Genomic DNA, 18,952 nt, shown 5'->3' on the forward strand with positions numbered 1-18,952 from the left:
CGCGGCGCTCACGCCGGCGCATGCCGCTCGAACAGCAAGGGCGAGGCCAGGACGCACTGCGGGTGCATGCGATTGAGGGTATGGATGGCGCCGGCCACGCCGGTCATCAGCCCCGGGGTGAACGCGTCGCGGGCGCGGCTGCCGACCGCGCCGCGATGTTCCTCGATCGCCGAGACGATCTGAGCGCTGTGCTCGACCGGGTCGGTCTGGGCGCTGCCTTCCGGGTCCAGGCGTGCGGCACGGGTCAACAGCTCCCATAGCGCCAGATCGCCGTGACAGAGCGTATGCCCCAGCCCCCAGCCGTCGCGGCCGGCCGCGGCGGCGGCGCGACGCAGAGTGCGCAGATGCCGCGCCGCGCCGGTGCGGGCATAGAGATCGCTCGCGGCCAGGCCGATGCCGACGCTGCCGTGGCACCAGGCGTGCAGGAACTGGCGTTCGTCGGGCACGCGCGCATCGAGCCAACTGCCGGCCGCGTCGTCGTAGAGGCTGTCCTCGAAGGCGAAGGCGCGCTCGGCCAGCGCCAGCCAGCGCGCGCGTTCGTCGGCAGTGCCGGCCTCGCTGAGCCCGATCCGGGTCAAGGCCCAACCGATGCCGCTGGCGCCGTGGGCGAAACCGCCGACCGGCTCGGCGAAGATCGTCGACGGCCAACGCGCGCCGCGTTCGTCGACGATCGCCTGCGTTTCCAGATAGCGCGCCGCCTGCGCCGCCAACGCCGGCCAACGCGGGTCGGCATGCACTTCGGCGAGTTGCAACAAGGGCACGATGCTGCCGCTGGCGCCTTCGAGCAGGTCGAGGTATTGGTCGCCGTCGAAGCCGGCCTGGGCCATCGCTTCGGCGCGCTCGACCGCCCACGCCAGCATCTGCGGCCGCCGCAATAGATCGTGCAGCGCGACCCAGGTCCAGACCTGCGCACCGAAGCCGATCATGCCGCCGACCGTGCTCGGCCGGTCCTGCGCTTCGATCGCTCGCATCACCGCGATGGCACCGTCGAGCGCGGTCTCGGTGCCTTCGACCGGGTCGGCGCGCCCCTGCCCGACTTCGTGCAGATAACCGGCCAAGGCCAGGGCGACACCGCCCAGGCCGGTGTAGAGATCGGCCTGCAGCGGACGCGTCACCCAACCGGTGTCGCCGAGCACCGGGCTGATCCAGGTCACGGTGCCGTCGCGCCCGCGCACCGCCAGTTGCAGCAGTTGTTCGACCGCGCGCGCGGCCACCGCGCGGCGGCGCGCGTCGAGGCGTTCGGCGTGCGGATGACGCGCGACGATGTCGCTGCGTACGCGTTCGTTCTTGCCCAGGCGTTGATTGAGGTCGACCGTGACCAGGGCGCTGCGGATGGTCAGCTCTTCCAGCTCGACGCGCATGCCGCGCCAGTGAGTCAGTGCCTCCTCGATGCGCGCGGCATCGAGCGGGGCGACGAAGATCGGCACGTCGCCGCGGCGCATGTCGTCGATCTCGCCGTCGATCTCGGCCGGCGCCGACGGTGCGATCGGCAGCACCGCGGCGTTGCGCGCCAGGATGTCGCGGGCGCGCTCGATCGCCTTGGGCTCGTCGTGCAACGAGGCCGGATGCCAGAGCATGCGCATGATCTCGACGTAGGCCTGGGTCGGGCGGCGGATATCGCGCACTCGGCAGCCGAGGAACACCTGCAACAACGGGGCCAATGCAGCCTGCGCATCGAGCGCGCGCAGGCGCGCGGTCGCGGCCAGGAAGCCGTCGGCGATGCGGTCCCAATAACGCGACACGTCCGGATGCGGGCTGGGATGGTTCTGCGACTGGCCGAAGTCGGCGCTGACCACCGCCAGCCGCGCCTGCATCGTGCCCTCGTCGGCAATGGTCGGCACGCGGATCTGCGGCTGCTCGCCGGGCAAGGCGCCGGCCGCGGAAATGTCGACGCCGCCGAAGCCGAGCGCGGGCGCGCGGAACGGCACGATGCCGGTGCGCAGCACCGAGGTGCGGATCAGTTCCGAGGCGAGGTCGAAGGCATGCCCGCGTCCGGACGGCGGCGCTTCGATCTCGACCGCGAACAGGCTTTCGACGTCGATCGCCACCGGCACCGGCCCGGCCGCTATCAGGTTTTCCTGATGGATGTCGGTGCCGCCGAGCAATTGCATCACCGCCAGCCAATGGCCGAGGTTGCGATAGAAGCCGGCGAGTTCGTCGTCGCCGTCGCAGTAACGGTGCTCGACGAAACCGGCCCAACCGTAGGCGCCGCGGTCGAGCGCGTGCGGCACGCGGATGCGTTGCGCATCGTCGGCGAAGACCTGGCCGAGGAAGGCGTCCAGCGCCAGGTCGATCTTCAGCGAGCGCGGCTTGTACATCACGCGCCCGCCTTCCAGGGTCAGGCGGGCGACGGTCTGGCCGCCGTCGTGCAGATCGCCCTCGCCAGGCTGCAGGGCGAGCAGACGCCCGGCCGGGCGGCCGAGCAATGCCGACAAAGCCTCGCGATCGGCGGCAAAACGCGCCGCCAGCGATTCCAGCGCCAGGCGTTGCAGCTCCAGCGAGCGCTGCAGGCGCCCGTGCAGCGCCGGATAGCGGCGGCGCAGATGCGGCTCGAACTCCGCCTGCGTGGCCAAGGCGATGAACTGGGCGAACTGGCCGGCATCGTCCTCGGCGTCGAGTTGCCCGCCAAGCCTGGCCGCGTGCAGCTCCAGCAACAGGGTGCGGCTGATCTTGAGCCGTGCATTGTCGTTGAGGCCTTGTTCGCCGACCTGGCGCAGCAAGGCGATCTCGTCGCCGTGCAGGCGTGGCGCCAGCGCTTCCAGGCTCGCGCCGAGCGCGCGGCGCGCGTCGGCGGTGAACATCTCGATGATCGGTAAAAACGATTCGCCGCTACGGGTGTCGCTCATCGGTTCGACGCATCCTGCCTGGATCGATGGGAAGCAAACACGGGCCCGGCTGGCGCGGCACGCGTGCGGCGGCGACGCTCGATCGCTCGGCATGCAGGCGTTGCCCCGCGCGGCTATCGATGCGCGGCGGCGCGGTGGGGTCGGGCTCGTGGTGGCGATGGCGGCCGCGGACCTGATCGTCGCCGCCGGCCGCAAAAACTCGCTCCCGACTCGCATCGGGAGCGAGCCCTTCAGCTACGGCTTAGCAGCACTGGCCGCCGCCGGAAGCGCTACAGCTGCTGCAACGCGTCCACAGCGGCAGGCTGCTGTCGGTCAACGCGGCTTCGGTCGCGGACGTGCCTTCGATGTACAGCGGGCCGGCAGGATTTTCCATGCCGCCTTCCGCACCATTCAGCCAGCCCGAAACGATGTCGTCGATCTGTTGCATAAACTTCTCCTTGTTCACAACATAAGTGAAATCGGTCACAGTCCATCCCGGACATCCGTTCATCGATATCCGAGCCTGGGCCGGTCCCGATCGTTGACGTCGAACGTAAGCGAAGCCCTTTGCTCCGGAGCGATAACGTGCCGCCATCGAACCCCGTCGCCTCAACTCCGCGCCGACACGCTGCGCGCTCGGACCGGCCGATGTCAACTGTCAATTACGCCGCTGCAATGCACCATCGGATTGCGCATGACCTCGCCTTGACCGGCCATGCCGCACCCTGCAACGCGGTGTCGTCGCGGGGCTCGCGCCGCATCGATGCCGAGCGACAACGACGGCGCATGTCCAGTCCTATAACTTCGTCACGGAATGCACGGCGCCAGCCGACAGGAATACCTTGAACATCGAACTCGATCCGCCCGCCCCCCGCCGACGCCGCTGGCTGCGTTCGGCCTTCGCCGTATTCGCGCTGGCCTGGTTGGCGATGGGCGTCTATCACGTCTACAAACCCTTGCCGCCCGGCATCAGCCAGCACTGGCCCTTGCGTTCGGCCGACAACGTCGAGTTGTTGACCGACGTCACCTGGGTCGACGGCGCCAAACAAGGGCTCGCCGAGCAACACATATTCGACGAAACCCTGCGCCTGATCGGCCAGGCGCAGCGCGGTGTTGTCGCCGACCTGTTCCTGTTCAACGACTTCGGCGGCGATGCCGGCAGCCCGCGGCACCGTCGCCTGAGCAACGAACTCAGCGCGGCCTTGATCGCGCGCAAACGCGCCGTGCCGCAATTGCGCGCGGTGCTGATCACCGATCCGATCAACACCGTGTACGGCGGCCTGGAATCCACGCAATTGCAGGCCTTGCACGCGGCCGGCGTGGAAGTGGTGATCACCGACCTGCGTCGCCTGCGCACGCCGAACCCGGCCTGGTCGGGGCTGTGGCATCTGTGCTGCAGTTGGGCCGGCAACGACGCGCAGGGCGGCTGGCTGGCAAATCCGTTCGGCCCGGGCAAGGTCACCCTGCGCAGTTGGTTCGCTCTGTTCAATCTCAACGCCAACCATCGCAAGACCCTGGTCGTCGACGAGGGCGATGGCTGGACCGCCCTGGTGTCTTCGGCCAACCCGCACGACGGCAGCAGCCGCCACGGTAATATCGCCTTGCGCTTTCATGGCGCGGCGGCGCTCGACGTGCTGATGAGCGAACGCGCAGTGGTGGCGATGTCGCACGGGCGCTGGCCGCAAGGCCTGCCGGTCGCGGCGCCGCCGCCGACCATCGTCGACACCACCTCGGCGCCGCGCGTGCAATTGCTGACCGAAGCCAAGATCCGCGACGGTTTGCTCGCCGCCATCGACGGTGCGCGCGGCGGCGACCGCATCGACATCGCGGTGTTCTATTTCTCCCATCGCGACCTGGTCCACGCCGTGGTCGCCGCGCACAAACGCGGCGTCGCCCTGCGCGTGCTGCTCGATCCCAACGAAGACGCGTTCGGGCGCAAGAAGGACGGCGTGCCGAATCGCCAGGTCGCCAGCGAGCTGCATGCCGCCGGCGTGCCCCTGCGCTGGTGCGACACCCACGGCGAACAATGCCACGCCAAGCTGCTGCTGAAGACCGCCCGCGACGGTCGCATCGAACTGATCGCCGGCTCGGCCAACTACACCCGCCGCAACCTCGACGACTACAACCTGGAAAGCAGCGTGCGTGTCGTAGCCGAGTCCGACGCGCCGGTCGCGCGCCAGGCCGCGGGCTATTTCGAGCAGAGCTGGGGCAACGGCGACCACCGCGGCATCAGCGTCGACTATCCGGCCTACGCCGACGAATCCGGCTGGCGCAAACTCTGGTACCGCTTCGGCGAAGCCAGCGGGCTGTCGAGCTACTGACGGCGGCGACGAACGACGGCGCAAGAACGCCTCGCCCTGGTGCGGTCGCGACCGTCGGCAACCGCGCCGTGCAGCGAATTCAAGCGTCGCGGCCGCCCTGCCCGGCCAGGAATTCCTCCAGGCCGGGACAGCCGAGGCGATGCCAGGCCGGATAGTCCATGCGATAGAACGCCGTAGCGCTGCCGCTCATCGCCGCCAGCGCCGCGGCGCTGCCTTCGCGACGGTAGAGCTCGCGGATGCGTTGGTCCTCTTCCTGCAGACGCTGCTGTAGCGACGGTGCAGGTGCGCGACGCAACGGCACCGCCGGCCTCGGCAAGGCATCCAGCGCGGTACGGATGCGGCGCGTGTCGGCGAAGGTCTGCGCATCGCAAGGCCATTCGCCGCCGTTGCGACCGTCGCCGTCGAGCATGGCCAGGGCCAGATCGACCAAGTACTGCTGATGCGGCGCGCGGTCGCGCGCTTCGAGCAGGTGCCGGCGATACGACGGTTGCGGCGCCAAGGCCGCCAGCCAGGCGCCGCAGGCCAGCTCGCGGAAGGAATGCGCGAACAGCAGGTCGTGGAGCAGATCCTCGTCGAGAGCGCCGATACCGCGCAGGCTGAGGTAGTACGCCTCCAGATCTTCATGCCGGGCCTGCGGGTATTCGGCCAGCACCAGCGCATGTTCTTCGCCCGCGGCGAGCATGGCGGCGAGGAAATGCGGCTTGGCCAGGGCCAACGGCGGCAAGCCGTCGATCACCCAGGCCAGGTCTTGAGACAGGTAGTGCATGTGGACCGCTCCGGATCGGCATCTGCGGCCGCGCGATCGCGGCTGGCGGCAGTATCGCCCAGCCCGCGACGCAGCGGCGCGGCCCCGTGCTGCAGCGCAATGTGCCCCATCGGACGATGGCGCGCGCGGGCCCGCGGTGGCCCACTGCGGCCACGCCGGACTCGCTACCGGCGTGGGAGTCGATCGCATGTCCGCTTCGCACCGCCCCTTCGCGAGTCTGCGTCCGCATCGCCCGGCCGCACGCATCGCCGGCTGCGCCCTCGCCCTCGGCGCGCTGTGCGCGGCGACGCCGGCGCTGGCCTTGACCGAAGTCACCGGCTTCGGCAGCAACCCGGGCAATCTGCGCATGTACAAATACGTGCCGCCCGGATTGCCGGCCGATGCGCCCCTGGTCGTGGCCCTGCACGGCTGCGCCCAGAGCGCGGCCAGCTACGACGCCGAAACCGGCTGGGAGTTGCTCGCCCAGCGCTGGCATTTCGCCCTGCTGCTGCCGCAGCAGCAAAGCGCCAACAACGCCAATGCCTGCTTCAACTGGTTCGAGAGCGGCGACAGCACGCGCGGCCAGGGCGAGGCCTTGTCGATCCGGCAGATGATCGAGCGCATGCGCAGCGATCACGCCGGCGCCGCCGACCGCGTCTATATCACCGGCCTGTCCTCGGGCGGCGCCATGACCGCGGTGATGCTGGCGACCTACCCCGAAGTGTTCGCCGGCGGCGCCATCGTCGCCGGCATTCCCTACCGCTGCGCGTTGGGCTCCAGCGCGGCGTTTTCGTGCATGTCGCCCGGCACCGACCTGACCCCGGCGCAATGGGGCGACAAGGTGCGCGCCGCGAGCAGCCACGCCGGCCCCTGGCCGATCGTCTCGATTTGGCACGGCGACGCCGACTACGTCGTGCGTCCGGCCAATCAAGCCGAAAGTCTGCAGCAATGGACCAACGTACATGGCATCGACGCGGTCGCCGACGTCGAAGACAGCGTCGCCGGCTATCCGCATAAGGTCTATCGCGATGCCGCCGGGCAGCCGCGCGTGGAAACCTACTCGATCACCGGCATGGGCCACGGCACGCCGGTCGACCCCGGCAGCGGCGAAAGCCAGTGCGGCACGGCCGGCGCCTACGTGCTCGATGTCAACCTGTGTTCGAGCTACTACATCGGCCGCTTCTGGGGGCTGGACGATCTGGACCCGAATCCGCCGCAGGTCGCGCTGACCTCGCCGGCCAACGGCGCCTCGGTCAGCGGCGTGGTCGCCCTCGGCGCGAACGCCAGCGACGATGTCGGCGTGGAGCGCGTGGATTTCCTCATCGACGGCGCGCTGCTCGCCAGCGATGGCGAAGCGCCCTATGCGGCGAGCTGGAACAGCAGCACCGCCAGCAACGGTATCCACCATCTGCAGGCGCGCGCCGAGGACGTGACCGGCAACACCGCCGTCTCGCTCGCCGTCCAGGTCGAGGTCAGCGGCGGTACCAGCGGACCGCCGCTGGTGATGGAATTCGACAACGAAGACGCCAACGACGGCTACGTCAAGGCCAATGCCGACGCCAGCGCGGCCGCGGTCGGCACCCTCGAAGCGAGCTATGGCCTGGCGATCGGCCGCGGCAGCGACGGCAAATACAACCGCAGCCTGCTCTCGTTCGACACCTCGGCCCTGCCCGATGGCGCCGCAGTGGTCGCGGCCTCGCTCAGCGTCGCCTACCGCAGCGCCTACGGCGATCCCTGGAGCCAGCCTGCCGGCAATCGCCTGCGGGTCGACGTGCGCAGCGGTTGCTTCGGCGCCTGCACCATCGAAGCCGGCGACTATTCGACCGCGGCCGATGCAACGGCGGTGGCGGAACTCGCGCGCTTCAGCGGCGGCCGCCAGACCAGCACCGCATTCAGCGCGGCCGGCCTGAATGCGCTCAACCGCGGCGGCCGCACCCAGTTGCGCCTGCGTTTCGAGCAGGCGCCGGGCTCTACCCACTACCTGTGGATCGACCGCGGGGCGAGCGCAACATTGCGGGTCGAATACCGGCCCTGAGTCCCAATTCAGCGCCGGCGCGGCAACGACCAGACTGCCGTCTCGCGGCCCGGGACGGGTTTGCCGTATCGTTCGCGCATGGACGACCTTCGCTACCTGCGCGGCTACAACGAGCGCGTGCTGAACCAGGTGCGCGCGCTGATCGACAGCGGGCGCCTGGGCGAAGTGCTGCGCAACCGCTACAGCAGCCGCCACCAGGTGCGCGACGACAAGGCCTTGTTCGAGTACGTGGTCCAGATCAAGGACCGCTACATGCGCAAGAGCGACCCGCTCAACAAGGTGATCTACGACAACAAGCTGCATGTGGTCCGGCATGCGCTGGGCACGCACACGGCGATCTCGCGGGTCCAGGGCGGCCGGCTCAAGGCCGCGCGCGAAATCCGCATCGCCACCTTGTTCCGCGATGCGCCGGCCGAGTTCCTGGAGATGATCGCGGTGCACGAATTGGCCCATCTCAAGCACCGCGACCACGACAAGCCCTTCTATCAGCTGTGCGCGCACATGAACCCGGACTATCACCAGCACGAGTTCGACCTGCGCCTGTACCTGACCCAGCTCGAACTGGAAGCCGCGACCCGGCGCGAGCCCGGCGCCGCGACGTCCGACGGCGCCGACGCTCAGGCCGCGAGCGGCGTCCGGCCGTAGTTGCTCGCATAGGCGTTCTCGACGCCCGGCAATATCTCGACGATCGCGAAATAGCGGTCCCAGAACGGCGTTTCGCGCAGGGCCTCGACCACCAGTTCATAGGCATGGTGGCTGCGCGCCTGCCATTGCCAGATATCGGTGACACGGGCGTTGTAGAACTCGATGTCGTAGAAGCGCAGGCCGACCTCGTCGCGATGCTTGCGCAGGATCGGGGCGACGTGCTCGTCGAGCAGGCGGAAGCGGGTGTCGATGTCGAAGGCCAGCCATGCCGGCTGGGTCTTGACCAGCATGAACACGGTCAGGGGGAAGGCCTCTTGTTGCTCGCTCATGAGGTTCTCGTTGGCGTTGCGGGGAAAGTGAGAACACAATATGAGCGATTGCTCACATTCACTACTCGCATTCGCCATGCCCTCGCCGCGCCGCAAAACCAGCCTGAAACCGCGTAAAAAACCCAGCCAAAGCCGCGCCGCCGAAACCGTCGCGGCGATCCTGGAAGCGGCGGCTCGCATTCTCGAACGCGGCGGCCTGCCGGCGTACAACACCAACGCCGTCGCCGAGCGCGCCGGCGTCAGCGTCGGCTCGCTGTACCAATACTTCCCCAACAAGGACGCGTTGACCGCGGCGCTGATCGATCGCGAGACCGCCACCCTGCTCGCCGATCTGGCCGCGGTGCCGGGACAGGCGAGCTATGCCGACGGCGTCGTTGCCCTGGTGCGCGCGGCGATCGCCCATCAACTGCACCGGCCGGCCCTGGCGCGGCTGCTGGATTTCGAGGAACGGCGCCTGCCGCTGCGCGACCGCGACCTGCAGGTCGACCGCGCCGCGCAAACCTGCGTGCTCGCCCTGCTGCAGCGGCCGGATGCGCCCGTCGTCGTCGGCGATGGCGCCACCGCCGCGGAGATCCTCGCCCTGGACACCATCGCCATCGTGCGCAGCCTGGTCGATGCCGCCGGCGAACGCGGCGAAACCGAGGCCGCGCCGCTGCAACGGCGCGTGCTGCACGCGCTGTTCGGCTATCTGGGACCGCCGCGCGCCGCCGACACGATCGCGAAGACGCGCAAGCGCAAGGACCCGCCTGGCAGCGCCCGCTAGCGCCGCAGGGCGTCGATCACCGACCGCGAATCAAGTCGCGCTGCGATCCTCGCGCACCGCCAGCAAGGCGATCAGGGTCAACGCCGCCGCCGCGGCCAGGTAATAGCCGACATAGGCCAGGCCGTAGCGCCCGGCGAGCCAGGTCGCGATGTAGGGCGCCAGCGACGCGCCGAAGATGCCGGCCAGGTTGAAGGCCAGCGAAGCGCCGGTGTAGCGCACCGGGGTCGGGAACATCTCGGCGAGGATGGTGCCGAGCGGGCCGTAGGTCAGGCCCATGATGCCCAGGCCCAGGCCGAGGAACAGCAAGGTGCCCCAGGCGCTGCCGGTCGCGAACAAGGGCGCGAAGAAAATCCCGAACAACAGGATCGCCAGGGTCGACAGGATCATCGCCAGGCGCCGGCCGCGGCGGTCGGCGAACATCGCCGACAAGGGGATGGTCGCGGCGAAACACAACACGCCGCCGAGTTGCAGTTGCAGGAACTGCTCGCGCGAATAGCCCAGTTGCGAGGTGCCCCAGCTCAACGCGAACACCGTCATCAGATAGAACAGCACGAAGGTCGCGAGCGCGGCGAAGGTGCCGGCGACCAGGGCGCCGGGATGTTTGACCAGCACCTCGAGCATCGGCAGGCGCACGCGTTCGTGGTGATCGATCGCGCGCTGGAACGCCGGGGTTTCGCTGATCCGCAGCCGCACCCACAGGCCGACGAACACCAGCACCGCGCTGGCCAGGAACGGCACCCGCCAGCCCCAGGCGAAGAAAGCCTCGTCGCCCATGGTGTCGGTCAGCAGCAGGAAGATGCCGGTCGACAGGAAGAAGCCGATCGGCGCACCGAGCTGCGGGAACATGCCGTACCAGGCGCGTTTGCCGGGCGGCGCGTTCTCGGTCGCCAGCAGCACCGCACCGCCCCACTCGCCGCCGAGCCCCAGGCCCTGGCCGAAGCGGCACAGCGCCAACAGGATCGGCGCGGCGATACCGATGCTTTGATGGGTCGGCAACAGGCCGATCGCCACCGTCGACAAGCCCATGGTCAGCAGCGCCGCGACCAGGGTCGCCTTGCGCCCGACGCGGTCGCCGAAGTGGCCGAACACCGCCGAGCCGACCGGGCGGGCGAAGAACGCCAGGGCAAAGGTCGCCAGCGACTGCAAGGTCGCCGAGGCCGGATCGGCCGAAGGGAAGAACAGCTTCGGGAACACCAACACCGCCGCGGTGGCGTAGATGTAGAAGTCGAAGAACTCGATGGTGGTGCCGATCAGGCTGGCGAACAGCACGCGGGACGGGGAATTGGCGGACGCCGGTGCAGCTGCGCTCATTGCGTTTTCCAACCTGGGGACCGGTGAATTGTTACCCGATCCGGGCCCTCGCAGGCCAGCGCGGGTCGCGACGGTGGAATCGGGCCGTATCCGCGCGTCCCGCCGGCCTGCACTACCCGGTCAGGAGCGGCGCCCCACAGGGAATTCCTTGCGTCGAGCCGCGACCGTCCTGCGTCCGATCACGCCGATGATCGGCGGATAATTGGCCGCCGGCCTACTCCTCGCGAGCGGCCGCGCCGCTACGCCAAAGCTTGTGCACACCCGGCGCAACCCGACTGCCCCGAACCCCCAGTGGCCGCGCGCGCGCCGATCCGGCAAGGTGTCCGCATCCCCCGCACGAGTCCCGGCAATGAGCGCACCCTCCATCCGCGTCGCCCTGATCGGCTACGGCTTCGCCGGCCAGACCTTCCATGCGCCGCTGATCGCGGCGACGCCGGGCCTGCGCCTGAGCGTGGTCGGCTCGCGCGATGCCGGCAAGGTCCAGGCCGATCACCCCGAGGTCGCGGTGCTCGCCGATCCCTTTGCTGCGGCGACCGATGCGCGCGCCGATCTGGTGGTCATCGCCACGCCGAACGACAGCCACGCACCGCTCGCGCGCGCCGCGCTCGCCGCCGGCAAGCACGTGGTGGTCGACAAGCCCTTCACCCTCGACCTCGCCGAGGCGCGCGGGTTGGCCGCGTTGGCCGCCCAACACGGTCGTCTGCTGTCGGTGTTCCAGAACCGCCGTTGGGACAGCGACTACCTCGGCATCAGGCAGGTCATCGACGACGGACTGCTGGGCGAGGTCGCGCATTTCGAGTCGCATATCGACCGCTATCGGCCGCAGGTGCGCGAACGTTGGCGCGAACAGGCCGGCCCCGGCAGCGGGCTGTGGTGGGACCTGGGCCCGCACTTGGTCGACCAGGCCCTGCACCTGTTCGGCTTGCCCGAGCGGGTGATCGCCAGCCTCGCGACCCAGCGTCCCGGCGCGCAGGTCAGCGACTGGGCGCATGCGGTGCTCGAATACGGCACCCGCCGCGTGATCCTGCACGGCAGCATGCTCGCCGCCGGCGGCAGCCCGCGTTTCCTGGTGCACGGCACCCGCGGCAGCGTGGTCAAGGCTCTGGCCGACCGTCAGGAAACGCAGTTGTTGTCGGGCATGCGTCCGGGTGCGGCCGAGTGGGGGCGCGACGACGACGAACTGATCCTGCACGACGCCGACGGCGCCCGTCGTTTGCCTACACCGGCCGGCGACCAACGCCGTTACTACATGGCGGTGCGCGATGCACTGCTCGGTCACGGCGAGAATCCGGTGACGCCGGCGCAGGCGATCGCGGTGATGGCGGTGCTGGAAGCGGCGGTGGAATCGGCGGCCTCCGGCCGTGCCGTGGTGCCGGCCTTGAGCGACAGCGAACGCGCCGGTTTCGCCTGACGCATCGCCTTCGCCGGAGCCAGGCTGCGTGCTCGATGGCGGAAACTTCGCTGCCGCCACGACGCGACGACAAGGCATCGCGGACGATCGCCGTCTCCCGCCCCGGCCGGGGCGCTTCCCGCAAATCCGCAACCTGGATCAAGTCCGCCGGCCCAGACTGGCCCCGCACGACGCCACCGGAGCCCCGCTTGAACCGCAACAGCACCTTCGACCACTACAGCGCTCGCATCGAGAAGGTCGTGGCCTTCATGTCGAGCCGGCTCGACCAACCGCTGACGCTGGCCCAGCTCGCCGAAGCCGGGCATTTCTCGCCGTTCCATTTCCATCGGGTCTACCACGGCCTGATGGGCGAGACCATCGCCAGCACCCAGCGCCGGTTGCGCCTGCATCGCGCCGCCAACGATCTGCTGACCACCGAACACAGCATCGGCCAGATCGCCGGCCGCGCCGGTTACGGCAGCGTGGCCGCGTTCACCCGCGCATTCGGCGCCACCTACGCCTGTGCGCCGGCCGCGTTCCGCAAGCGTCGTGCCGCCCTGCCCGCGTTATCGCGCGCAGCCTTCGACCCGACCCTGGAGAGCCTGATGTACAGCGCCGAAATCACCACCCTCGCCCCGATCCGTACCGTCGCCCTGCCGCACACCGGCGATTACCAAGCCATCGGCAACACCTTCCACGCCTTGTACGCCTGGGCCGGCCCGCGCGGGCTGATGCGCCAGGACACGCGTTGCCTCGGCATCTACTACGACAGCCCAGCCGATACGCCGCAGGATCAACTGCGCTCGGACGCCTGCCTGACGGTGCCGGGCGGCACCGAGCTCGGCGAGGGCATGCGCTGGGTCGAAATCGCCGGCGGCCGTCATGCCGTGGTCGTGCACACCGGCCCCTACAACGAGCTGCACCGCGCCTACGACTGGTTGTTCTGCCAATGGTTGCCGGCGAGCTTCGAGGAAGCCGGCGACGCGCCGGTGTACGAGGAATACCTCAACGACCCCTCGAGCTTGCCGCCGGCCGAATGGAAGACCGCGATCTGCCTGCCCTTGAAGTAGGCCCTAGAACGGAGTCCCGAGCAGAGGCGGCCGCGCGCGCCGGCCGCCTCTCTTCAACTCGTGCTTACATCCGGGGCGTTACCTTGGGGCCATGACGACATCGACCCCGTCGCAGTCGCGGAACGATCCGCGATGAGCGCGCAGTGCGATTACAGTTTCGGCATCGAGGAAGAATTTTTCCTGGTCCGCCCGGAATCCCGGCTGCTGGCCTCGCAGGTACCGTCGCGTTTGTGGAAGCGGGCCCGCGCCGAGTTCGGCGATGCCATCGAGAGCGAACTGCTGCAGGCGCAGATCGAAATCGCCTCGCCGATCCTGTGCGACGTCGGCCAGGCCCGGCGCCAACTCGGCGACCTGCGCCGCGGCCTGTCCGCGCTCGCCCACGAGCACGGGCTGGCCCTGCTCGCCGCCGGCACCCATCCGCTGGGCCTGTGGCGCGAACAGAGCGAGACCGACAAGCCGCACTACCGGCGCCTGGTCGAGGATTTCCAGGTCGTCGCGCGGCGCAGCCTGGTCTGCGGCCTGCACGTGCACGTGCAACTGCCCGACGACGTCGACCGCGTCCAGGTCATGAACCGGGCGATGCCGTGGCTGCCGTTGCTGTTGGCGCTGTCGACCTCGTCGCCGTTCTGGGACCGCCTGCGCACCGGCCTGATGAGTTACCGCCAGGCCATGTACGACGAATGGCCGCGCACCGGCATCCCGGATTTCTTCGAGAGCGAAGCCGATTACGACGCCTTCGCCGCGGTGTTGGTGCGCGCCGGCGCGATCGCCGACGCCAGTTCGCTGTGGTGGGCGATCCGGCCCTCGCCGAATTTCCCGACCGTCGAGTTGCGCATCGCCGATGCCTGCACCCACCTGGACGACAGCCTGGCGATCGCGGCGCTGTACCGCTGCCTGATGCGCCATCTGGTCATGCATCCGGCCGAGGCGCCGCCATGCAACGCCGCCGTGCGCCGGATCATCGACGAAAATCGCTGGCGCGCCAAACGCTTCGGCCTGCAAGCCGAGTTCATCGACGAACGCGGCAACACCGAGCCGGCGCTGGACCAGTTGCAACGACTGCGCGCACTCTGCCGCGAGGATGCGCAAGCGCTGGACTGCGTCGAGGCCCTGGCCTCGATCGACGACATCCTGGCGCGCGGCACCAGCGCGCATGCGCAACTGGCCCTGTACCGCCAACAACGCGACGGCGGCGCGACCCGCGCGGCGGCGCTGAGGTCGGTGGTCGATTGGCTGCTGCACACCACCGTACCCGCTGCCTGAGGCCCGCGACCATGTCCGCGAACGACCGAGACCCCGCCCTGCCCGCGCCCGCCCGCAAACTGCTGATCGGTCTGTCGCCGCGCCTGATGCGCAACCTGCCGCCGGCGTACGGCTTCCGCAACAAGACCCTGCAATACCTCGAGCAATCGATGGCGCACTGGGTCATGTCGAGCGGCGCGCTGGTGGTGATGATCCCGACCGTCGACGCCCTGGGCGAAGTGCAGGCCACCGATTTGTCGGTGCGCGATTACGCGCGTTCGCTCGACGGCCTGATCCTGCAGGGCGGCGCCGACATCGACCCGCAGGCCTACGGCGAGCGCCCCAGCGAAATGCTGATGACCACCGACCCGGAGCGCGACCGCTTCGAGTTGAACCTGCTGCGCGCCTTCATCGAGGCCGGCAAACCGGTGCTCGGCATCTGCCGCGGCATGCAGCTGATCAACGTCGCCCACGGCGGCAATCTCTACCAGGACCTGGTCGACGGCGGCGCCACCCGCAATCAGCACTACATTCCGGCGCGCTACGACGAACACGCGCACCCGCTGCGGATCCGCGAGGGCGGCTGGTTCGCCGGGCTGTACCCGCAGGCGCAGGCGCAGGTCAATTCGATCCATCACCAGGGCATCAAGAACCTCGGCGAGGGCCTGGAAGTGGAAGCCTGGTCGGAGGACGGCATTCCCGAATGCATCCGCAGCGCCGGCGCCGGCTTCGTGGTCGGCGTGCAATGGCACCCGGAGTTCCACGACCAGCGCTTTCCCGAACTGTTGCCGGGGCGCCCCTTGCTGATGGCTTTCATGGAAGCGGCGCGCCAGCGCGAGCAGGCCGAAGCGGCCTGAATGGGCTCGAGTGAGTCCGCCGAAGCGACCGCACCGCACTGCGGCGACGGTCGCGGGAGAACGGCCGCTTACAGCGCTGCCGTCACCACGATCTCGACGCGGAATTTCGGATTGGCCAGCGGGGCCTGCACGGTCGCGCGCGGCGGCGTATGCCCGGCCGCGACCCAGCGATCCCACACTGCGTTCATGCCGGCGAAATCCTCCATGTCGGCCAGGAAGATCTGCGCCATCAGGATGCGGGTCTTGTCGGTGCCGGCGCGCGCGAGCAAGGCATCGATCGAGGCCAGGGTTTCGCGGGTCTGGCCGGCGATGTCGAGGTCCTCGCTGTCGGGCACCTGGCCGGCCAGGTAGGCCACGCCGTTATGGATCGCCATTTCCGACAAACGCGCGCCGACGTCGAATCGCTGGATCATGCATCACCTCCTGGATGTGGGGCGGCCATTGTCGGTCAAACCGACGCCGCGCACACGCACAATGCCTCACCGGACCGTCGTGACCGGCGGCCTCGTCCTCTGGCGCATTCTTTCGCAGATCCCGGATGGCGCTACAGCTCCGGCGTGCTGGCCTCGATGATGCGCTCGCTTTCCTCGCGCTCGCCGCTGCGGTCCGGGCCGCTCAGCGCGGCGTCGGCATTGGCGCGATGCTGGGCGCGCACGTCCGGCGGCAGCACGTCGATCTGGCGGTGCGCCTGTGCCACCGCGCGTTCGCCGGGCTTGAGCTGGCAGTTGCGGCTGAGGATCTCGAGCTCGTCGCCGGTCTGCGCCGCGCCGCTCTGCAGATTGATCACCACCCCGAGGGTGTCGCCCATCGGTTCGAGCCGGTTGCAGATCGCATCGATGGTGCCGTAGCTGCGCTGGCCGTTACGGTCGACGATGGCCAACAGGTTTTCGTCGTCCACCCATACCGCCGAACGCACGCCGGCCACGCTCTTGGCGGCGATGCGCGCATTCTCGCGATCGATCCGGCGGGCCGGGTCGACCAGGCGGATCGCGCGCCGCAGATCGCGGTCGAGCGCCTCGACGTTCTGGTGCAAGGCGACCTGGTCGCCGGCGATCGCCTGGCCGCGCATCTTCGCCAGGCGCTCGGCGGTTTCGTTGCGGTCGATCGGCACGCCGGCGCGCGCCGGTTTCTGCGCCGCCTCGCGCTCGGCCTGGCCGCTGCAGGCGCACAGCGCCACGGACAGCATCACGCCGCAAAGAACTGCGCCAACTGCATTTGCGCCACGTTTCATCGCATCACCTCGTGCAGTGAGGACGGCCCGTATCGATCGGCCGGGCCTTGGCCGCCCCGACCGCTTTATACCCCGCGACGGCCCGGAACGGTTGCCGCATCGCAACGCAAATGCGACCGCGGTCGCGCCTCGGCCGCTTCGAAGCGAGCGCGGGCCGGGCCCGGACGCGTTTCGCGACCGCGTCCCGGATTCGCCGGCGACCGCGCCGCTACAGTCGTTTGCAGGTCGTTCGCGACCGTCGCCACCCGCATGCGGCCTGGATGGACGCATGCCGATCCTGGGAACGACCGGCTATCGCACCGGTCGCAGCGGCGGTGCCTGACCGCAGGCAAGGCCCATAAGCATAAGCAAGCCGCATCCAACGCCTCGCATCCGGATCGACCGCATGCGTACCCCGGGGGGACCGAGCGTCCACAACCGAGGATACGTAATGAACGCACCCTACCAGACCGCCCCCTACGGCAAGCGCCGCCGCACCGCCTGGGCCGTTGCCGGCCTGCTCTGCGCCCACGGCGTTTTCGCCGCACCGCAGGCGCCGCGCGAAGACTTGTCCGCTGCACCGAACACGACGACGCAGGTCGGGCCCAGCGCGACCTGCAGCTACGTCGACTGGAGCCGCGGCATCAACTACACGCTCGGCACCATCGTCAAATACCTGCCCAACGGCCAGTACTACAAGCTGGTCAACGTCGGCAGCAACGGCAGCGACGGCACCGACCCGACCATCAGCACCTGGTACTGGCAGCCGACCAGTTGCGACAACACCACCCCGCCGGGCGGCGGCGGCTTCATCGTCACCCAGGCGCAGTTCAACCAGATGTTCCCGAACCGCAACCCCTTCTACACCTACGCTGGCCTGGTCGCGGCGATCAAGTCGTATCCGAACTTCGCCCACGAAGGCGGCGACACCATCGCCCGCCAGGAAGCGGCGGCCTTCCTCGCCAACGTCAACCAGGAAACCGGCGGGCTGGTGCATATCCGCGAGCTCAACCAGGCCAACTGGAACCATTACTGCGCACCGGCCGGCACCTGCGGCAACAAGCAGTACTACGGGCGCGGGCCGATCCAGCTCAGCTGGAACTACAACTACGCCGCCGCCGGCAACGCACTCGGCCTGGACCTGCTCAACAACCCCGACCTGGTCGCGACCAACGCCGCGATCGCCTGGCAGACCGCGCTGTGGTACTGGATGACCCAACGCGGCGGCGCCAGCAATACGCCGCATCAGGCGATGGTGAACCTGCGCGCGTTCGGCGAGACCATCCGCGCGATCAACGGCGGCATCGAATGCAACGCCAGCGGCCTGGGCCACCAGCAAATGCTCAACCGCGGCACCTACTACCGCAACTTCGCCGCGATCCTCGGCGTGCCGCCGGGCAACAACCTCACCTGTTGATCGGCACCGCGCCTCGATCGATGCCGCGTCCGGCCGCCGCATGCGCGCGGCCGGACGTTCTGCGGTGGCGGACGTGACGCGCGCGCCTCAGCCATCGAAGGCGGCGCAGCCGATCTCCTGCGTGCCCGCCTGCTCGCCGGCACGCACGAAGCGCAGATCCGGCATCGGCACGTCCTCGCTCGGCTTCGCGGTCGGCACACCGAGCTTGAAGTACTCGCGATAGGCCTCGGGCACCGGCTGCGCGCCGATCGCCGCGCGCGCTTGTTCCGCGCTCGCCTCGACGACCACGGCGAAGGTCGAACCGCTGCCGAAGTCGTAATCGACGCGGCGCACCCGGAAACCGTGCAGACGCGTGGGACGGCTCGGGGTCAGCGTGCCCCAGCCGGGGCCGACGTCGCCGAGATTGCTGTCCGGGTCGACCGCGACACCGGCCTGGCGCAAGGTCTGCGCGAACGCAGGTTCCTGCACGTCGGCGAAGTACTCGCCCTGGCAAGCCGCATTGGCGGCGACCCAGGCGGCGAAATCGAACGCTGCGGCCGCCGCGGGCACGGTCGCGGGCGGCGATGGCGGTGCGGCGGCGACCGGCGACTTCGCGTTCTCGTCGTCCGGGCCGACGCAGGCCGACAAGGCCAACGCCAGCAGCCATGCGCCTGCGCCTGCGATCCTACCTTCCATGCCCCTGTCTCCCTGGTCCGATGGCCACAGCCTACCCCGCAGGGCGACATCGGGACACAGAACGCCAGAGACGGACGGGCGTGAAGCCGGCGATCGTGGCGCGCGGCTTGCGCGGGT

17 protein-coding genes are annotated in these 18,952 nt (G+C 69.3%); 9 read left to right on the forward strand and 8 right to left on the reverse strand.

All coding sequences use genetic code 11. From position 1 onward, the window contains the following. Nucleotides 1-8: 8 nt before the first annotated feature. A complete protein-coding gene (locus ACKN61_RS14545) occupies nucleotides 9-2,846 on the reverse strand; it encodes a type 2 lanthipeptide synthetase LanM family protein (RefSeq protein WP_408950131.1) in 2,838 nt (945 codons plus the stop codon). 241 nt (nucleotides 2,847-3,087) lie between these two features. Next, entirely contained in the window at nucleotides 3,088-3,312 is a 225-nt protein-coding gene (locus ACKN61_RS14550; protein WP_200875773.1) for a DUF6229 family protein, read from the reverse strand. Nucleotides 3,313-3,667: 355 nt separating this feature from the next. Between ACKN61_RS14550 and ACKN61_RS14555 the strand changes: the two genes are divergently transcribed. Beyond that, nucleotides 3,668-5,146, forward strand: a complete 1,479-nt coding sequence (locus ACKN61_RS14555) for a phospholipase D-like domain-containing protein (RefSeq protein ID WP_408950132.1) — start codon at nucleotides 3,668-3,670, stop codon at nucleotides 5,144-5,146. A gap of 79 nt (nucleotides 5,147-5,225) precedes the next feature. Here ACKN61_RS14555 and ACKN61_RS14560 read toward each other — a convergent pair whose 3' ends face one another. Next, nucleotides 5,226-5,912, reverse strand: a complete 687-nt coding sequence (locus tag ACKN61_RS14560; protein WP_408950133.1) for a hypothetical protein — start codon at nucleotides 5,910-5,912, stop codon at nucleotides 5,226-5,228. A 187-nt stretch (nucleotides 5,913-6,099) separates the two neighbouring features. Between ACKN61_RS14560 and ACKN61_RS14565 the strand changes: the two genes are divergently transcribed. Next, a complete protein-coding gene (locus ACKN61_RS14565) occupies nucleotides 6,100-7,926 on the forward strand; it encodes a PHB depolymerase family esterase (protein ID WP_408950134.1) in 1,827 nt (608 codons plus the stop codon). 78 nt (nucleotides 7,927-8,004) lie between these two features. Next, a complete protein-coding gene (locus tag ACKN61_RS14570; protein WP_408950135.1) occupies nucleotides 8,005-8,571 on the forward strand; it encodes a YgjP-like metallopeptidase domain-containing protein in 567 nt (188 codons plus the stop codon). On the opposite strand, the gene ACKN61_RS14575 is transcribed toward ACKN61_RS14570, so the two are convergent. Beyond that, nucleotides 8,544-8,900 (reverse strand): darcynin family protein, encoded by a 357-nt coding sequence (locus ACKN61_RS14575; RefSeq protein ID WP_408950136.1) that lies wholly within the window; start codon nucleotides 8,898-8,900, stop codon nucleotides 8,544-8,546. The two genes, ACKN61_RS14570 and ACKN61_RS14575, sit on opposite strands and share 28 nt — an antisense overlap. Before the next feature lie 76 nt (nucleotides 8,901-8,976). Here ACKN61_RS14575 and ACKN61_RS14580 point away from each other — a divergent pair, with 76 nt between their 5' ends. After that, entirely contained in the window at nucleotides 8,977-9,663 is a 687-nt protein-coding gene (locus ACKN61_RS14580; protein ID WP_408950137.1) for a TetR/AcrR family transcriptional regulator, read from the forward strand. Between the two features lie 30 nt (nucleotides 9,664-9,693). Here the strand turns inward: ACKN61_RS14580 and ACKN61_RS14585 are convergent, their stop codons facing one another. Then, complete coding sequence (locus tag ACKN61_RS14585; RefSeq protein WP_408950138.1) at nucleotides 9,694-10,974, reverse strand: MFS transporter; 1,281 nt, start codon at nucleotides 10,972-10,974, stop codon at nucleotides 9,694-9,696. A gap of 349 nt (nucleotides 10,975-11,323) precedes the next feature. Between ACKN61_RS14585 and ACKN61_RS14590 the strand changes: the two genes are divergently transcribed. From ACKN61_RS14590 to ACKN61_RS14605, 4 genes are all read left to right on the forward strand, one after another. Then, nucleotides 11,324-12,385 (forward strand): oxidoreductase, encoded by a 1,062-nt coding sequence (locus tag ACKN61_RS14590; RefSeq protein WP_408950139.1) that lies wholly within the window; start codon nucleotides 11,324-11,326, stop codon nucleotides 12,383-12,385. 188 nt (nucleotides 12,386-12,573) lie between these two features. Beyond that, nucleotides 12,574-13,434 (forward strand): GyrI-like domain-containing protein, encoded by an 861-nt coding sequence (locus ACKN61_RS14595; protein ID WP_408950140.1) that lies wholly within the window; start codon nucleotides 12,574-12,576, stop codon nucleotides 13,432-13,434. A 132-nt stretch (nucleotides 13,435-13,566) separates the two neighbouring features. After that, on the forward strand, nucleotides 13,567-14,697 hold the full coding sequence (locus ACKN61_RS14600) for a carboxylate-amine ligase (protein WP_408950141.1): 1,131 nt from the start codon (nucleotides 13,567-13,569) through the stop codon (nucleotides 14,695-14,697). A gap of 11 nt (nucleotides 14,698-14,708) precedes the next feature. Further along, nucleotides 14,709-15,533, forward strand: a complete 825-nt coding sequence (locus tag ACKN61_RS14605; RefSeq protein ID WP_408950142.1) for a gamma-glutamyl-gamma-aminobutyrate hydrolase family protein — start codon at nucleotides 14,709-14,711, stop codon at nucleotides 15,531-15,533. Between the two features lie 68 nt (nucleotides 15,534-15,601). Here ACKN61_RS14605 and ACKN61_RS14610 read toward each other — a convergent pair whose 3' ends face one another. Both ACKN61_RS14610 and ACKN61_RS14615 read right to left on the reverse strand, forming a co-directional pair. Then, on the reverse strand, nucleotides 15,602-15,946 hold the full coding sequence (locus ACKN61_RS14610; RefSeq protein ID WP_057918314.1) for a RidA family protein: 345 nt from the start codon (nucleotides 15,944-15,946) through the stop codon (nucleotides 15,602-15,604). Between the two features lie 131 nt (nucleotides 15,947-16,077). Further along, complete coding sequence (locus ACKN61_RS14615) at nucleotides 16,078-16,764, reverse strand: hypothetical protein (protein WP_408950143.1); 687 nt, start codon at nucleotides 16,762-16,764, stop codon at nucleotides 16,078-16,080. Between the two features lie 430 nt (nucleotides 16,765-17,194). Here ACKN61_RS14615 and ACKN61_RS14620 point away from each other — a divergent pair, with 430 nt between their 5' ends. Next, nucleotides 17,195-18,160 (forward strand): chitinase, encoded by a 966-nt coding sequence (locus ACKN61_RS14620; protein WP_408950144.1) that lies wholly within the window; start codon nucleotides 17,195-17,197, stop codon nucleotides 18,158-18,160. A gap of 87 nt (nucleotides 18,161-18,247) precedes the next feature. Here the strand turns inward: ACKN61_RS14620 and ACKN61_RS14625 are convergent, their stop codons facing one another. Further along, nucleotides 18,248-18,835, reverse strand: a complete 588-nt coding sequence (locus ACKN61_RS14625; RefSeq protein WP_408950145.1) for a hypothetical protein — start codon at nucleotides 18,833-18,835, stop codon at nucleotides 18,248-18,250. Nucleotides 18,836-18,952: the final 117 nt, after the last annotated feature.

Origin of the sequence: Lysobacter sp. Hz25 (genome assembly GCF_046097045.1) — a bacterium.
Classification (GTDB): domain Bacteria; phylum Pseudomonadota; class Gammaproteobacteria; order Xanthomonadales; family Xanthomonadaceae; genus Lysobacter; species Lysobacter antibioticus_B.